General features: G+C 46.7%; 15 protein-coding genes. All 15 read left to right on the forward strand.

Going from position 1 to position 16,928, the window contains the following annotated elements; translation table 11 throughout:
• Positions 1-17: 17 nt before the first annotated feature.
• The 15 genes from OCV54_RS10265 (at position 18) to OCV54_RS10335 (ending at position 16,913) form a co-directional block, all read left to right on the forward strand.
• Entirely contained in the window at positions 18-1,424 is a 1,407-nt protein-coding gene (locus OCV54_RS10265; protein WP_055223905.1) for a cell division protein FtsQ/DivIB, read from the forward strand.
• Between the two features lie 125 nt (positions 1,425-1,549).
• Positions 1,550-2,839 (forward strand): cell division protein FtsZ, encoded by a 1,290-nt coding sequence (gene ftsZ, locus OCV54_RS10270; protein WP_022217215.1) that lies wholly within the window; start codon positions 1,550-1,552, stop codon positions 2,837-2,839.
• An 88-nt stretch (positions 2,840-2,927) separates the two neighbouring features.
• The gene (locus tag OCV54_RS10275; protein WP_055223907.1) at positions 2,928-4,448 is read left to right on the forward strand and encodes a bifunctional ADP-dependent NAD(P)H-hydrate dehydratase/NAD(P)H-hydrate epimerase; all 1,521 of its coding nucleotides are present in this window, start codon (positions 2,928-2,930) and stop codon (positions 4,446-4,448) included.
• The gene (alr, locus tag OCV54_RS10280; RefSeq protein ID WP_242849635.1) at positions 4,432-5,604 is read left to right on the forward strand and encodes an alanine racemase; all 1,173 of its coding nucleotides are present in this window, start codon (positions 4,432-4,434) and stop codon (positions 5,602-5,604) included. Before OCV54_RS10275 ends, alr begins: the two co-directional genes overlap by 17 nt.
• Before the next feature lie 103 nt (positions 5,605-5,707).
• Positions 5,708-6,052, forward strand: coding sequence for a type II toxin-antitoxin system PemK/MazF family toxin (locus OCV54_RS10285; RefSeq protein WP_055144003.1), 345 nt, complete (start codon positions 5,708-5,710; stop codon positions 6,050-6,052).
• A gap of 30 nt (positions 6,053-6,082) precedes the next feature.
• Positions 6,083-6,883: a hemolysin family protein gene (locus OCV54_RS10290; protein ID WP_015533162.1), complete on the forward strand. Its 801-nt coding sequence runs from the start codon at positions 6,083-6,085 to the stop codon at positions 6,881-6,883.
• 46 nt (positions 6,884-6,929) lie between these two features.
• A complete protein-coding gene (locus OCV54_RS10295) occupies positions 6,930-7,679 on the forward strand; it encodes a YebC/PmpR family DNA-binding transcriptional regulator (RefSeq protein ID WP_015533161.1) in 750 nt (249 codons plus the stop codon).
• Between the two features lie 187 nt (positions 7,680-7,866).
• Positions 7,867-9,603 carry an ABC transporter ATP-binding protein gene (locus OCV54_RS10300; RefSeq protein ID WP_022217218.1) on the forward strand — a complete coding sequence of 579 codons (1,737 nt, stop codon included), beginning with the start codon at positions 7,867-7,869 and terminating at the stop codon, positions 9,601-9,603.
• Positions 9,596-11,356, forward strand: coding sequence for an ABC transporter ATP-binding protein (locus tag OCV54_RS10305; RefSeq protein WP_055223909.1), 1,761 nt, complete (start codon positions 9,596-9,598; stop codon positions 11,354-11,356). Before OCV54_RS10300 ends, OCV54_RS10305 begins: the two co-directional genes overlap by 8 nt.
• Positions 11,357-11,565: 209 nt before the next feature.
• Positions 11,566-12,786 carry an aspartate aminotransferase family protein gene (locus OCV54_RS10310; RefSeq protein ID WP_015533159.1) on the forward strand — a complete coding sequence of 407 codons (1,221 nt, stop codon included), beginning with the start codon at positions 11,566-11,568 and terminating at the stop codon, positions 12,784-12,786.
• A gap of 59 nt (positions 12,787-12,845) precedes the next feature.
• The gene (gene queF, locus OCV54_RS10315) at positions 12,846-13,340 is read left to right on the forward strand and encodes a preQ(1) synthase (protein WP_015533158.1); all 495 of its coding nucleotides are present in this window, start codon (positions 12,846-12,848) and stop codon (positions 13,338-13,340) included.
• A 41-nt stretch (positions 13,341-13,381) separates the two neighbouring features.
• Positions 13,382-14,680: a bifunctional folylpolyglutamate synthase/dihydrofolate synthase gene (locus OCV54_RS10320; protein ID WP_015533157.1), complete on the forward strand. Its 1,299-nt coding sequence runs from the start codon at positions 13,382-13,384 to the stop codon at positions 14,678-14,680.
• A complete protein-coding gene (locus tag OCV54_RS10325) occupies positions 14,667-14,813 on the forward strand; it encodes a hypothetical protein (protein WP_015533156.1) in 147 nt (48 codons plus the stop codon). The genes OCV54_RS10320 and OCV54_RS10325 overlap by 14 nt, the downstream gene beginning before the upstream one ends.
• Positions 14,814-14,842: 29 nt before the next feature.
• Positions 14,843-16,453 (forward strand): tetratricopeptide repeat protein, encoded by a 1,611-nt coding sequence (locus OCV54_RS10330; protein ID WP_015533155.1) that lies wholly within the window; start codon positions 14,843-14,845, stop codon positions 16,451-16,453.
• Positions 16,454-16,565: 112 nt separating this feature from the next.
• Positions 16,566-16,913, forward strand: a complete 348-nt coding sequence (locus OCV54_RS10335; RefSeq protein ID WP_055223912.1) for an STAS domain-containing protein — start codon at positions 16,566-16,568, stop codon at positions 16,911-16,913.
• Positions 16,914-16,928: the final 15 nt, after the last annotated feature.

The following is a 16,928-nucleotide window of genomic DNA, read 5'->3' on the forward strand; positions in this document are numbered from 1 at the left end:
TTTAAAGGAAGATTTGAATGGAAAACAACAATAGACGAAATGTTAATAAAAATAGAATGAGCAGAAATGTTGATGTTGCGCAGACCAGACGTGAAAGCGGCTATGTGGATGTCATGACCGGAAAACGCCTCGACGGAAGGGTCAAGGTTCCGGTTGATAAGAGAAGACAGCAGACAGACAGCCGCAATGGACAGCGGAGAGCAGACGGAGATATGCGCCGCAGGACGGATGAGCAGACACGAAGAAGGCCTGATGGGGAGCACCGCAGAACAGGCGAACAGGCGCGCAGAAGACCAGACGCAGAGCGTCGCAGATCTGACGAGCGGGTGCGCAGAAGACCAGACGGAGAGCGCCGCAGATCTGACGAACAGGTGCGCAGGAGACCAGATGGAGAGCACCGCAGATCTGATGAGCAGGTGCGCAGGAGACAGGATGGAGAGCGTCGCAGATCTGATGAGCAGGTGCGCAGGAGACAGGATGGAGAGCGTCGCAGACCGGATGACCGGATGCGCAGAGAGGATGCAGAAAAACGCAGATCCGAGGAGAGACGCAGGCGTAAGCAAGATCAGGCGGTTGCTGCAAAAAAGAAGAACAAGAAAAAACGCAAAAAAGAGCGCAGAAAGCTTACCCCGGAGGAGATAGAGAGAAAGAAGAAGCTGCAGGCGGAGAAACTTGCCAGAAGAAAGGCGAGACGTGAGAAGGCGGCAAGGATATTCAAGATAGTTCTCAAGATACTTCTTATTCTGGTGGTGCTGTGTGCTATAGCGTTTGTATACATACGTACATGTTATAAATTGAAGTCCATAAAAGTGACCGGAACTGATCACTACACTGACCAACAGATGGTCGATATCGTGACCGGCGGTAAGGATTATGGCAATACGCTGCTGTTTATACTTGAGAGCAGACTGAATCCTGCCCAGGATGTAACCTTTATAGATAAGATAGACGTCACATATGTGAACAGGAATTCAGTAGAGATCACGGTGTACGAGAAGGCCATGGCGGGCTGCATAAAGTACAACGATCAGTATGCATATTTTGATGGCGACGGTATCGTGCTCGAGATATCCGATGCAAAGCTTGATGATGTTCCTTGTATAGAGGGACTTACAAGTGACAGCGTGGAGCAGGGAAAGAAACTTGATGTCGGCGATTCGGGATTCTTCCAGGAGATACTGACTATGACACAGCTCATTTACAAGAGCGGAATACAGATAGACAAGATTACTTATGACACAGATCAGAATCTCATACTTCACAAGGATGGAATAAAGATCAGGATCGGCGACGGTGAAAACCTGGAGACGAAATTCATGAATCTTGAGAGCATACTTGAGAGCGTGAAGGGTAAAAATGGAACTCTTGATATGTCGAATTACAGTGAATCGCAGAGGAACGTTATCTTTAAAGAAAATAAATAAAAAATTTCTTGCGTAATGATATAAAAAATCGTATTATATAGGTACTAATGCGATAAAACGGTCAGCTTTTGAGCAGATGACAATGATTGATGGATAAAGAATAAGTATATAAGGAGGATGCAACCGTGCTTGAGATAAAATCAAATGACGAGAGAACACCGGCAAGGATTCTTGTAATTGGTGTCGGCGGTGCAGGTAACAATGCTGTTAACAGAATGATCGATGAGAATGTTGAGGGAGTGGAACTTATCGCTATCAATACAGATAAGCAGGCTCTTTCACTCAGCAGAGCTACAACAAAGATCCAGATAGGTGAGAAACTTACCAAGGGTCTTGGTGCTGGTGCAAAGCCTGAGATCGGTGCCAGCGCTGTAGAGGAGAATAGAGAAGAGATCGTAGACATCATCAAGGACGCCAACATGGTATTCGTAACATGTGGTATGGGTGGTGGAACAGGAACAGGCGCTGCCCCTGTCGTTGCAGAGATGGCACGTAACCTTGGTATCCTCACAGTCGGAGTTGTCACAAAGCCATTTGGTTTTGAGGGTAAGCCTCGTATGAGAAACGCGATCGAAGGTATAGAGAGACTTAAGGAGAATGTGGATACACTTATTGTTATCCCTAACGACAAGCTCCTTCAGATCTGTGATAAGAGAACAAGTATTCCTGATGCGCTGAAGAAGGCAGATCAGGTACTTCAGCAGGGTGTTCAGGGTGTTACAGACCTTATCAATAAGCCGGGTCTTATCAACCTTGACTTTGCAGATATACAGACAGTTATGAGAGATAAGGGTATCGCTCATATCGGTATAGGTTCAGCAAGCGGAGAGAACAAGGCTGTTGACGCCATCAAGGAGGCTATGGATTCACCACTTCTTGAGACAACCGTTTCAGGTGCAACAGATATCATCGTAAACTTCTCAGGTAACATTGGTATCGTTGAGGCTTATGATGCTGTTACATATCTTACAGAGCAGGCTGGAGATGGAGTCAACATCATCTTCGGTACAGTTGACAATGACAACATGGGTGAGGATATAAGCATCACGATCATTGCTACAGGTCTTGAGAGATCAGGCGAGAGCGATGTCACCGCAAGATATGCAGGTACTGCATCTCCTATGGGAACAATGACCACACCTAAGCCAGCAGTTACAACAACACCTGCTGCAGAGCCAAAGACTGCTACATATGCAGGCCAGAGCCTTGGGACACACAGCACTCAGACAAGCACAAGACCATCGTTCCTCGGCGGTCAGACAACTGAGACTGCTCCGGCAGCAAAGCCAGCATACACAGCACCTGTGACACCAGCACAGCAGACACCTGTAACATCAACACCAGTTGAGCCGGCACATGTGTCAAGACCAAAGACAGAGAGTATCAAGATTCCTGATTTCCTCAAGAAGAGATAAGGAAGAGATCGGAAGATTTTTATAGGTAAGTATAAAACGGGTAATTTCGAGAGAAATTATCCGTTTTCTTCAATAAGGAGGCAGAAATATGTTTTATGTTGCAGACCGAACAGAGATGCAGGAGATAGACAGGCTGACCATAGAGGAAAAGGGTGTGCCAGGGATCCTGCTTATGGAGAGAGCTGCGATCACCGTGCTGGAGGAGATAAATTCCAGACTGAAGTCTATAAACGCGGACAGAAAATTAAAGTGCCTTGTGGTTGTTGAAGGCGGCAATAACGGCGGGGACGGACTGGCTCTTGCGAGACTCCTGTACCAGCAGGGAGATATTGTCCATGTCTGTTATATAAATGGAATATCGAGAGTAAGCGACAGCTTTTCATATCAGCTTGAAATAGCGAAAAAAATCGGCATACAGGTGACTGATCACATCATTGACAGTGATTACGATGTGGTTGTGGACGGAATATTTGGCGTCGGACTCAAGCGTGATGTGGCGGGAATATGGAGAGAGACCATAGAGACGATGAACGGACTTGGCGGCTTTAAGGTTGCCATAGATACCCCGTCAGGTGTGGATGCCAGCACGGGGCAGATCATGGGATGTGCATTCAAGGCAGGTATGACGGTCACATTTGGACTGAATAAAAGAGGGCTGATATTTTATCCCGGCTGCGAGATAAGCGGAGAGGTCGTTGTGAGAGACATAGGATTTGCACAGGCTGAAGTGGACAGAGTACACCCGGTGGCATATTCCTACAACAGAGACGATCTGTGCATGCTTCCGGGACGGAGTGATTCATCAAATAAGGGAACATATGGAAAGCTTGCGGTGATAGCTGGAAGTAGAGACATGTCTGGTGCCATGACATTTGCGGCGGAGGCTGCATACAGGATGGGAACAGGGCTTGTGAAGATATACACACATATCGACAACAAGGAGATAGCAGGAGTAAGAATTCCTGAGGCAGTGCTTATGTGCTATAGCAACAAAGATGAAGCGGAGCAGTGTGCAAGGGATGCCATGGAGTGGTCGGATGCCATACTGATCGGTCCTGGTATAGGAAAAGGCGATGCGGCAAGGAGCATGGTGGAATATATTATGTGCGAGGCCGTGCAGACCGTGATCGCGGATGCGGATGCCTTGAACATAATATCCGAAAAGCCCGATATTCTTGGAAGACACAGAGGACCGGTGATCGTAACACCACATATAGGAGAGATGTCAAGACTTACAGGCGTCGCCATACCGGATATAAAAAAGAATATATTAGAGGTGTGCAAAGACTTTTCGATGGAGTATAATGTTGTAAGTGCGCTGAAAGATGCCAGAACATGCGTAAGTGACGGCAGGGATGTGTATATAAACACATCCGGTAATAACGGTATGTCAACTGCGGGGGCAGGGGATGTGCTTGCCGGGATAATAGCTGGGCTTGTCTGCACCGGACTTGGTGCGTATGAGGCTGCTAAGCTGGGAGTATATATACATGGGTTGGCAGGAGATATGGCGGCAGAGCACAGAGGAAGAAATGCAATGATAGCCAGGGATATAGTGAGCGCTATATCGGAGGTTATAAAAGGAGCAGAACATGATGGACAACAGTAACTTTAACAGAGTGCAGGCTGTGATAAATCTTGACAATATAAGGGATAATATCACGGCTATGAAGAGGCTTATAGACGGTGATAAGAAGATGCTGGCGGTCATAAAGGCAGACGCCTATGGACACGGCGCTGTCGAGGTGGCAGAGGCACTTGATGATCTGGTGGATTTCTTTGCAGTGGCATTCATCGATGAGGCTTTGGAGCTCAGAAGAGCAAATATAGATAAGCCCATATTGATACTGGGCTACACAGATCCCTCGGATTACGAACTGATTCTCAGATATGATGTTAGACCTGCCATGTATGAGGTGGACGATGCACAGAAGCTCTCGGATCTGGCGGTGAGCATGAATACAAAGGCAAAGATCCATATCAAGGTCGATACAGGCATGGGAAGAATCGGATTCACATGTGATGAAGATGGCGTGAAGAACATAGAAAAGATCAGTCAGATGCCGGGCATAGAGATAGAGGGGATATTTACCCATTACGCAAAGGCTGATGAACTCGACAAGACCGCTGCAAATGGTCAGCTTGAGAAGTTCAGGTGGATAAACAGCCAGCTTGAGGCACTTGGAATACACATACCTGTAAGGCATATATCTAACAGTGCGGGTATCATGGAGATGGACAATTCGGATTTTGATATGGTCAGATCGGGAATAGTCACATACGGACTTTATCCATCAGATGAGGTAGATAAGAATATAGCGGCTTTGAAACCTGCTATGAGACTTATGTCCAAGGTTATATTTGTGAAGGACGTAAAAGCCGGAACAGGTATAGGATATGGATGGTCCTATATAGCGGATCATGATATAAAGGTTGCGACGGTGTCGGCAGGATATGCCGATGGATACCCAAGAGCACAGTCCAATATAGGCAGAGTTATCATCCATGGAGAGTATGCTCCGATCATCGGAAGGGTGTGCATGGATCAGTTCATGGTTGACGTGAGCCACATTGATGGTGTAAAAGTAAGAGATGACGTAACTCTCATCGGACAGGATGGAGACAGAGAGGTAACTGTCGAGGAGGTGGCAGCGCCTGCCAACAGCTTTAATTACGAGCTGGTATGTAACATATCAAGACGAGTTCCGAGAACATACATAAGGGACGGCAGAGAGCTTGGACAGGTAAACTATCTTCTGGATTAACGAATAACCGGTACTGTCATGGGCAATACTTTTTTTAGAGTGGAATACATACTATATAAGTATATAGCCACATTCAATGAAAGTATTTGTGGGGTGAACAGAATTGGTGATCAGACGTGGGGATATTTATTACGCGGATCTAAGACCGGTGGTTGGATCGGAGCAGGGAGGCATACGACCTGTTATAGTAGTTCAGAATGAGGCTGGGAACAGACACAGTTCCACGGTCATAATAGCTGCGATAACCAGCAAGATGAAGAGGCCAAAACTTCCAACACATATCATGCTTGATTCTTCAAGCTGTGATATAGCGAAGGATTCCGTCATATTGTTGGAACAGCTCAGGACTATAGACAAACAGCGCCTGAAAGAAAAGGTGTGTCACGTTGACGCTGATGTGCTGAGGCGCGTTGATGAAGCTCTGAAGATAAGTCTTGAACTGGCATAAAATAATATATGAGGTGATACAGACTATTATATGAAGATTTTTAACAAAAAATCAGAAGAGGAAAAGGTAGAAGAAGAGATCATATCCATGGTGAACGAGGGAAATGAGCAGGGACTTATAGAGGACTCTGAGGCCCAGTTTATTACAAACATATTTGAGTTCACTGACAAGGAGAGCAGAGATGTGATGACGGCCAGATTGAACGTCATGGCTATAGACAAGAACTCTGATCTGGACGAAGTCATGGAGATAATGATAGAGAATAACTATTCAAGATATCCGGTGTATGACGGTGATCTTGACAACATAGTTGGAATAATCTATTTCAAGGATTTTGTGAAGGAATATCTGCGCGATAAGACGAAATCACTGGCTGAGATCATGGTTGAGGCTACATTTGTACATCCTACGTACAACATAGCAAAATTGTTCCGCAGGATGCAGACAGCAAAGATACATATGGTCATAGTTGTGGATGAGTATGGTCAGACAGAGGGAATCGTGACCATGGAGGATATTCTGGAAGAGATAGTCGGCAACATACTTGACGAGTACGATGACGCCAGCGAGGATATCAAGAAGCGTGGCGATATGTACATAGTCAGTGGTAAGGCTGAACTGGATGAGCTGAGTGACGTTCTGGGGATAGAATTCCCGGACGAGGACTTCCAGACGCTGAACGGATTTCTGCTGTATGAGCTGGGGAGACTTCCATATGCGGATGAGGAGATAGAGATAGTGTATCAGAACTACAGATTCACTTCCCTGTCGGTGAATAACAACATGATCGATGAGGTAAAGATCACAAAGGTTGAAAAAACACCGCAATAGTGTTAATATACGTAACTAGTAATCAAGAGAAAGAGGAGAATTAACGATGTCAGGACATTCAAAATTTGCGAACATCAAGCACAAGAAGGAAAAGAACGATGCAGCAAAGGGTAAGATCTTCACAATCATTGGTAAGGAGATCGTGGTAGCAGTAAAGGAAGGCGGAGCAAATCCTGAGAACAACAGTAAGCTTCGTGATGTAATCGCCAAGGCAAAGGCAAACAACATGCCTAACGATACTATCAAGCGTGGTATCGAGAGAGCGGCAGGAGATGCAAACTCAGTAAACTATGTAGTGAATACATATGAAGGCTACGGTCCTAACGGTACCGCCATCATAGTAGACACTCTTACGGACAATAAGAACAGAACAGCAGCCAATGTGCGTAACTGCTTCACAAAGGGTGGCGGTAACGTAGGTACAACAGGCTGTGTATCATATATGTTTGATCACAAGGGACAGATCATCATTGCAAAGGAAGACTGTGATATAGATGCAGACGACCTCATGATGATGGCACTGGATGCAGGAGCTGAGGATTTCTCAGACGAGGATGACAGCTACGAGATCATCACAGCACCTGAGGATTTCTCGCAGGTAAGAGAGAGCCTTGAGAAGGAAGGCATAAAGATGGCTGAGGCTGAGCTCACAATGATACCTCAGAACTATGTTGATATAGACGATCCTGAGGTTGTCAAGAAGTTCACAAGGATTATAGATATGCTTGAGGAGGACGATGACGTTCAGGCAGTATATCACAATGCAAATCTTCCGGAAGAGGACGATGAGGACTGATATATAATTGCAAGGGATATGATAACATTGGTAACAGACAATTACTCAGATAATCAGCGCCATTGCAGCATAGCTTGAAATAGAACTTCCGCACCTTATATATGGTGTGGAAGTTCTATTTGAGTAATGACGACATGGATGGTATCTGTGTCTGTTATATACGGAATGAGTATTGTTAGGAGAAGAGATGAAGGGAATACTTAGATATCTTAAGGGCTATAAGAAAGAGTCCATACTTGCCCCGCTTTTTAAGATGTTGGAGGCAACATTTGAATTGCTTATCCCGATCGTCATGGCAAATGTAATCGATGTCGGTATAGCAGGGCGTGACATAAGCTACGTTGTGAAGATGTGTCTCGTCATGATACTTTTGGGAATTATCGGTCTGGTGTGTTCTATCACCGCCCAGTATTTTTCGGCAAAGGCTGCTACAGGATTTGGAACAGCACTTCGAAATGATCTGTTCAGGCATATTACATCACTTTCATACACAGAGATCGACAGCATAGGAACATCCACACTGCTCACGAGAATGACCAGTGACACGAACCAGGTACAGACAGGAGTCAACATGGTGCTCAGACTGTTCCTCCGTTCGCCGTTCATAGTGTTCGGTGCCATGATCATGTCATTCACCATCGACGTGAAGTCGGCCATGACATTTGTGGTGACCATACCGGCACTTTCAATTGTTGTGTTCGGTGTTATGGCACTCAGCATACCTCTGTTCAAGAAGGTGCAGAACAGACTGGACAGAGTCACACTGCTCACCCGTGAGGGGCTTGAGGGCGCGAGAGTTATCAGAGCCTTTAACAGACAGGACAAGGAATTTGAGGAGTTTGACAAGTCCACGGATGACCTGATGAAGTTCCAGCTCCTTGCAGGACGTATATCAGCGTTCATGAATCCTGTTACTTATGTGATAATCAATCTCTCAACCGCAGCTATAATCTGGATCGCAGCGGGACAGACAGATGCGGGAATCATCACACAGGGAAAGGTCGTCGCACTTGTCAACTATATGTCACAGATACTCGTCGAGCTCATCAAGCTCGCAAACCTTATCGTGACGATCACCAAGGCTGTTGCCTGCGCAAAGAGAATAAATGCGGTCATGGATCAGCAGCCATCCATAACGGATGGATCAGGCAAGGCAGCAGGATCACCGGCAAATGCTGTAAAGGTAAGCTTCAGGGATGCAAATCTCAGATATGCTGGGGCCGGAGCAGATTCCCTGTCAGATATAACATTTGACGTGGCACCGGGCGAGACTGTGGGAATCATAGGCGGTACGGGTTCAGGAAAGAGTTCTCTTGTAAACATGATCCCAAGATTTTACGATGCCAGCCAGGGAAGCGTGTGCATAGACGGAGTTGACGTAAAGGACTACACCCTGGACGAGCTCAGGCATAAGGTCGGAGTGGTACCGCAGAAGGCTGTATTGTTTGCCGGAACAATAGCAGACAATATCAGGTGGGGCAAGCAGGATGCGACTGAAGCAGAGATAGACGAGGCGCTTGAGATAGCCCAGGCCAAGGAGTTTGTAGACGGCAAGGAGAATGGAATATACTTCAAGATCACCCAGGGGGGCAAGAACCTGTCGGGTGGACAGAAGCAGAGGCTTACCATAGCCAGAGCGGTCGTCAGAAAGCCTGAGATACTGATACTGGATGACAGCGCATCGGCGCTAGATTTTGCAACTGATGCGGCTCTCAGAAAAGCGATCAGGGAGAAGACAAAGGGCATGACTGTATTCCTTGTGTCACAGAGAGCGTCGACCATCATGAATTCGGATAAGATCATCGTCATGGATGATGGTCAGATAGCTGGGATAGGAACCCATCGGCAGCTGCTTTCTAACTGTGAGATATACAGGGAGATATGTCAGTCACAGCTTTCGGAGGAGGAACTGTCTCATGAGTAAAGATAAAGGGAATAAATCAGTAAATAAAAAGACGATACTCAGAATACTGAAGTATATCAAGAGATACAGGTTCCTCGTGGTTCTGTCTCTCATATGTGCAGCCATATCGGTCGTGCTCACACTGTATGCACCTATCATCATGGGACATGCAGTTGACAGGGTCGTTGGACCGGGAAAAGTAGATTTTACAGGACTTAAGGGAATGCTTGCAAAGCTTGTGATTGTGGTCGTTATAACGGCTGTTGCACAGTGGGTCATGAACGTGCTCAACAACATGATCACATACAGGGTGGTTAATGATGTAAGAACAAAGGCATATGAGAAGCTTGGCAGCCTGCCGCTCTCATATGTGGATTCACATACACACGGAGACATAGTCAGCAGGATCATAGCTGACGTAGACCAGTTCTCAGACGGACTTCTGATGGGATTTACACAGCTATTCACAGGAGTTATGACTATAGTAGGAACACTGTGCTTCATGCTGTCGATCAACTGGATCATAGCCATTGTGGTCGTATGTATCACTCCGGTATCACTCTTTGTTGCGTCATTCATAGCAAAGAGAACATACAGTATGTTCAGGAAGCAGGCTGAGATCAAGGGGGAGCTCACATCCCTTGTAAATGAGATGGTTGAGAACCAGAAGGTAGTCACAGCATTCTCCATGGAGGATGAGACCTGCGACAGATTCCAGGAGGTCAATGGAAGACTTAATGTGGCAGGACTTCAGGCTACATTCTTCTCATCGATAACAAATCCTAGTACAAGATTTGTCAACAGCCTTGTGTACACAGGCGTTGGAATCATAGGTGCCATAACAGCTATAAAGGGCTTTATATCAGTTGGACAGCTCACAAGTTTCCTGAGCTATGCAAATCAGTATACAAAGCCGTTCAATGAGATATCAGGCGTTGTCACAGAGCTTCAGAACGCGCTGGCATCCGCTGCCAGAGTGTTTGAGCTTATAGACGAGGACCCAGAGGCTGCAGAGCCTGATGGCGCACACGAGCTCACAGACGTTCACGGTGAGGTGGACCTTAAGAATGTTGACTTCTCATACAACAAAGATGTGGAGCTCATCAAGAACCTCAATCTGAACGTGAAGAACGGACAGAGGATAGCAATAGTGGGACCTACAGGCTGTGGTAAGAGTACAGTCATCAACCTGCTCATGAGATTCTACGATGTGGATGCCGGAAGCATATCCGTGGATGGATATGACATAAGAGAGGTCACAAGAAAGAGCCTCCGCGGCAATTACGGAATGGTACTTCAGGAGACCTGGCTTAAGAGTGGCACGATAAGGGACAATATAGCATACGGAAGACCGGACGCAACGGATGAGGAGATCGTCGAGGCTGCAAAGCAGTCACATGCACACAGCTTTATCAAGAGACTTCCTGATGGCTATAACACATATATAACAGAGGATGGAGGCAATCTGTCACAGGGACAGAAGCAGCTCCTATGTATCACAAGGGTTATGCTTGATCTTCCACCTATGCTCATACTGGATGAGGCAACATCATCCATAGATACAAGAACTGAGATAAGGATACAGAGAGCATTTGCCAAGATGATGAAGGGCAGAACAAGCTTCGTGGTTGCACACAGACTGTCAACCATCAAGGAGTCAGATGTCATCCTAGTCATGAAGGACGGGCACATCATCGAACAGGGAAATCACGAGACACTGCTTGCAAAGGGCGGCTTCTACACGAATCTGTACAATTCCCAGTTTGCAAGATAATACAGAGAAATGCATAAATATAAAAGGGCTGTGCTTTGAGGTATACCTCACGGTACAGTCCTTTTTAACGGTGGTTAAAGCATTTATCTGTTATATTTCACGAACGCTTGCCAGTGGCGGGCTTTGTGTATATAATGTATGCGGAATGCCTGTTATAATATGGGCGGATATTTGCAGATATACCGGAGAGTATACAAAAGGAGAGAAAGATGAAGGTTAGTGAATCAGGTTATACAAGAGAAGAACTTTTAGAGATAGTAGATACATATCTGGCAGAGCAGTCCAGAAGATGGGAATTCATAGAGGAGAAGGGCGATGGCATGTATGTGTACGCTGAGAACGGCGACAGATACCTCGACTTCTTCGCAGGAATAGCGGTAAGCAGCGCGGGAAATGCCAACAAGAAGGTTGCAAAGGCCATAGCTGACCAGGCGGCAAATGTAATACATGCATCAAACTATGCATATACACTTCCAATGATCCTCCTTGCAAAGAAGGTGTGTGACACCATAGGCATGGAGAAGATCGTGTTCCAGAACTCAGGAACAGAGGCAAATGAAGCCATGATCAAGATGGCTAGAAAGTACGGCGTGGACAATTACGGACCGGACAGATATAAGATCGTGACAGCGAAGAACAGCTTCCACGGAAGAACATACGGTGCACTGTCGGCAACAGGCCAGCCTGATTCGGCCTGCCACAAGGGATTTGCACCACTCCTTCCGGGATTCACATATGCAGAGTATAACAACCTTGAGGACTTCAAGAGCAAATGCGATGAGAACACCATAGGAATCATGGTAGAGCCTGTACAGGGCGAGGGTGGTGTATACCCTGCAGACCCTGAGTTCCTTAAAGGACTTCGTGAGTTCTGTGATGAGAAGAACATGCTCCTCATGTTCGACGAGGTTCAGACCGGATGGGGAAGAACCGGAGACATCATGGCATATATGACATATGGCGTAAAGCCTGACATGGTATCCATGGCAAAGGCCATCGGGGGCGGTATGCCTATAGGCGCGATGTGTACAAGCACCAAGATAGCAGCAGCATTTACACCTGGTGCCCACGGTTCAACATACGCAGCCAACCCTGTGTGCTGTGCAGCGGCGCTTGCAGAGATAGATGAGATACTGGATAACAAGCTCTACGAGAATGCAAAGGAAGTAGGAGCATACTTCATGGAGGAACTCAAGGCACTTCCTTGTGTCAAGGAGATCAGAGGACGTGGTCTTCTTATAGGCGTTGAGTTCAACAAGCCTATCGCATTTGAAGTAAAGCACAGAGCGTTTGAGAACAAGCTCCTCATAACAGCGGTAAGAGACAGCATCATAAGGATCGCACCTCCACTTATCGTTAAGAAGGAGCACTGTGACGAGGCTGTTAAGCTACTCATCAAGTCTGTGACAGAAGCACTGCAGGAGCAGTAATACAGCGTGATCATATAGCAGAATAAGCATGAATCATAAAAGTAATATAGGAGACCATAATGGGAAGAAGTAAAGAAGAGATGGAGGGGGTGACCCTCCTTGGAAATAAAGACGTAAAGTACAGCATGGACTATGCACCTGAGATGCTCCAGACATTTGACAACAAGCATCCGGACAACGACTACTTTGTAAAGTTCAACTGTCCTGAGTTCACAAGCCTCTGTCCGATCACCGGACAGCCTGACTTCGCAACGGTGTACATATCATATGTGCCGGGCGAGAAGATGGTGGAGAGCAAGTCGCTGAAACTGTATCTGTTCAGCTTCAGAAATCACGGAGACTTCCATGAGGACTGTATGAACATCATCATGAAGGACCTCATAAAACTGATGGATCCAAAGTACATCGAGGTGTGGGGCAAGTTCACACCGAGGGGAGGAATCTCCATAGACCCGTACTGCAATTACGGCAGACCGGGAACAAAGTGGGAGGAGGTTGCCTGGAACCGTCTGGCAAACCACGACCTCTACCCTGAGAAAGTTGACAATAGATAATTGGGTCTGAGCAGCACGCACGGACGGATAGGAGAATCATAATGGCGGATTACAGAGAGACTGTGGATTATATATTGGGTATTCCGCTTTTTGCACAGAAGATTGGCAAGGAGAACCTTTCCAGTCTTTTGTGCCGTTTGGGGAACCCTGAGAAGGCTGTTCCTGCGATACATGTGGCGGGAACCAACGGCAAGGGCAGCACATGCCGCGCTCTGGCGCAGATGCTTGCAGCCCGGGGATACAGAGTGGGATTGTTCATATCACCCCATCTCGTGTCCATAAACGAGAGAATACAGATAAATGGTACAAATATATCCGATGACGATTTTGTGTCGGCATTTGAGACCGTAAAGGGGCAGTTCATGGAGCACCCTTCGTTCTTCGAGGTCATGTTTGCCATGGCGGCGGTGTATTTCAGACAGCAGAAGTGTGACTTTGCCGTATACGAGACAGGAATGGGCGGAAGACTGGATGCGACAAATGTCCTGACGCCGGAGCTTACGATCATCACGTCGGTGGGAATGGATCACATGGAGTATCTTGGCGACACGATAGAGAAGATAGCTTATGAGAAGGCAGGCATCATCAAGCCGGGTGTTCCGGTGATATATTTCAGGCGGGATGAGGCGGCTGCGCGGGTCATAGAAGATACTGCCAAAGAGCGTGGAGCGGACATAATTCCGGTCGAAAAATCAGATTATATAATAAATCATTTGGGGAACAAAACCATTGATTTTTCATTGCATAATCGGTATTATAGTTATTGCAATTTACAGATACAGAAGACATCACTGTACCAGGTGGAGAATGTCAGCCTTGCCGTGACAGCATTCAGGATGCTCATGGAGAGGCGGAATGTACCGGAACAGGATATAGAGAAGACCGTGAGGAATGCACTCCTGCAGTTCTACTGGGAGGGCAGGATGGAGGAGATAGCTCCTCATATATATGTGGATGGTGCCCACAATGTGGAGGCTGTAAATGCATATATAGAGACCATGAACAGGCTTCATGGGGAATATGACAAGATACTGGTATTTGCGGCGGTGAAGGATAAGGAGTATGACTCCATGATACATTTGCTTGCCGGAAATATTACGTTTGGCAGGATAATAGTCACAAGCGTTGACAGCAGCAGAAAGGCGGATTCCGCAAAGCTGGCGGAGATATTCTCGGCGTGTACGGATACTCCGGTCATGGTCAGCGATGAGATTGACGATGCCATGGATATGGCAGTGGAGCTCAGAGGAGACAGAGAGAATACCAACATATACTGCGTTGGTTCCCTGTATCTGGTGGGCGGTGTCAAGAGATGGAGGAACAGACATGATCAATTTTGATGAAGAGATAAAGAGGTTTAAGCCGGCACTTGAACTTGACCAGGCAGAGGATGCAATATACAACAATGATCTCAAGGACATCATGGATGTCATGCAGGAGATGATGAGGGTTGCAAAGGAAGCAGAGAAGTAAAGAACACAGATTGGTCGGGAGATTAAGATATGGCAGATGTACTGAATTGTAAGCACTGCGGTGGAGCGATAGCCGTCACAGGCTACTGTACCAGGTGCGGACTGAAGATAGATTACGTGAACAAGGCTCTCAACTCGTCAAAGTACTATTACAACATAGGGCTTGATAAGGCGAGGGTCAGGGATATGTCAGGTGCGGAGGAGGCGCTCAAGCTGTCTCTGAAGTATGACAAGATGAATATAGATGCCCGGAACCTTCTTGGACTGGTGTACTATGAGACCGGAGAGATAGTTCAGGCGCTCAGCCACTGGGTAGTGAGCGTGAATTATTTTGACGGCAAGAATGTCGCCAAGAGATACATCAAGGAGATAAAATCCAACCCACACAGGCTGGAGGCGGTGAACAATGTAACCAGAAAGTATAATCAGGCGCTGGTATATGCGAAGCAGGGCAGCAAGGATCTTGCCTTTATACAGCTCAGAAAGGTACTTTCCGACAACAGCAGATTTATACAGGGGTACCTGCTCCTTGCACTTCTGTTCATCGACGAGGGAAGATATGACAAGGCTCGCAAGGCACTCAAGCGTGTCATCAAGATAGACAGGACAAATCCAGTGGCGGTCAGATATTTCAATGAGATGGGCCACACTGATGAGGAGATCATGAACTTCAGGGATTATCCGCAGGAGGACTACGATGTGGATTCTCTGTTCGTGGATGACCAGAAGAAGCTCATAGCCGGCAACAGCGAGGTGGATTTTGATGGGGATCCGATTCCGGTTGGAAGATACAAGGACATCAATTTCTACAAATATTCCATCGCTTATATCATAGCGGGAGTTGTTCTGGGACTTGCGGCCATGTGGACGCTCATCATCCCGCACAGGGATAAGGCAGCTGACAATTCAGAGAGAGACCTGAAGGTTACATTCAGTCAGGAGATAGCGGATAAGAACGTGGCCATATCGGAGCTCCAGTCACAGGTGGACAGCATGACCACCAAGCTCACAAATGCTGAGACTGAGGCGAAAAACCTTCAGACACAGATAGATAAGTATGGCGATTACGCTTCACAGGTTCTGTCGGATGACAATAAGGCAAGGGTACAGTCAGCGATCTATAAGTACGAGACCATGACATATGAGGCTGCCATAGATGATCTGAACAGAGTCCTTCAGGATACACCTAACAGCGATGTGGCACTGTTCTACAAGGCGATGTGTTATCTGAAGCTTTCTGATGATAACAATGCCACACTGGTATTTAACCAGCTTGTTGAGAACTGTCCGAACTCCGTATACTACACGGTTGCGTGTGATTATGCGGATGAAGATGCCATACAGGCGGGACTTGAAAAGAAGAATTCTGCAAGTACAGCCAGCACGAACACGGGCGACGGAACAGATACAACCGACAGATCAAGCACAGGTGACGAAACAGGTACGACCGACAGCACGGACACAGGTGACGGAACAGATACAACCGACAGCTCGTATACAGGTGATGGAACGGATACGACCGACAACACGTATACGGATGATGGAACAGGCACCATCGACAATACGTATACAGGTGACGGAACAGACACGACCGACAGTTCGTATACAGGCGATGGAACAGATACAACTGACGGACAGTAACGAAAGACAGAAAGACATATAAAAAGATTATAATTTATAGAAGGCACAAAAGAGACGGATAAGGATTAACCGTTTCTTTTGTGCCTTTTATTTTGTGACAGGGGGATTGAAGATGAATATCTACGAGAAAATGGGGGATACTATAATCGTATATATGCCCAGAGAGGTGGATGATTATGCGGCGGTGAAGATGACCGCAGGGATGGACGGAGTATTTGCCGAGGAGGTGGTGAGACATGCCATATTTGATTTTGGCAGGACAACGTTCATGGACAGCTCGGGGATAGGACTTATAACGAGAAGGTACAGACAGCTCCACGACAGAGGGGGAAGCGTTGGGGTGATAAATGTAAATGCGAGAATGGACAGGATACTGCTCATGTCCGGTATATACAGGATCGCGACAAGGCTGGACAGCGGTGTCCGGGATGAGGCTGAGGATTGGACAGATAAAATATAGATAACGAGGAGAATG

The organism is Coprococcus aceti (assembly GCF_025567285.1).
Classification (GTDB): domain Bacteria; phylum Bacillota; class Clostridia; order Lachnospirales; family Lachnospiraceae; genus Coprococcus; species Coprococcus aceti.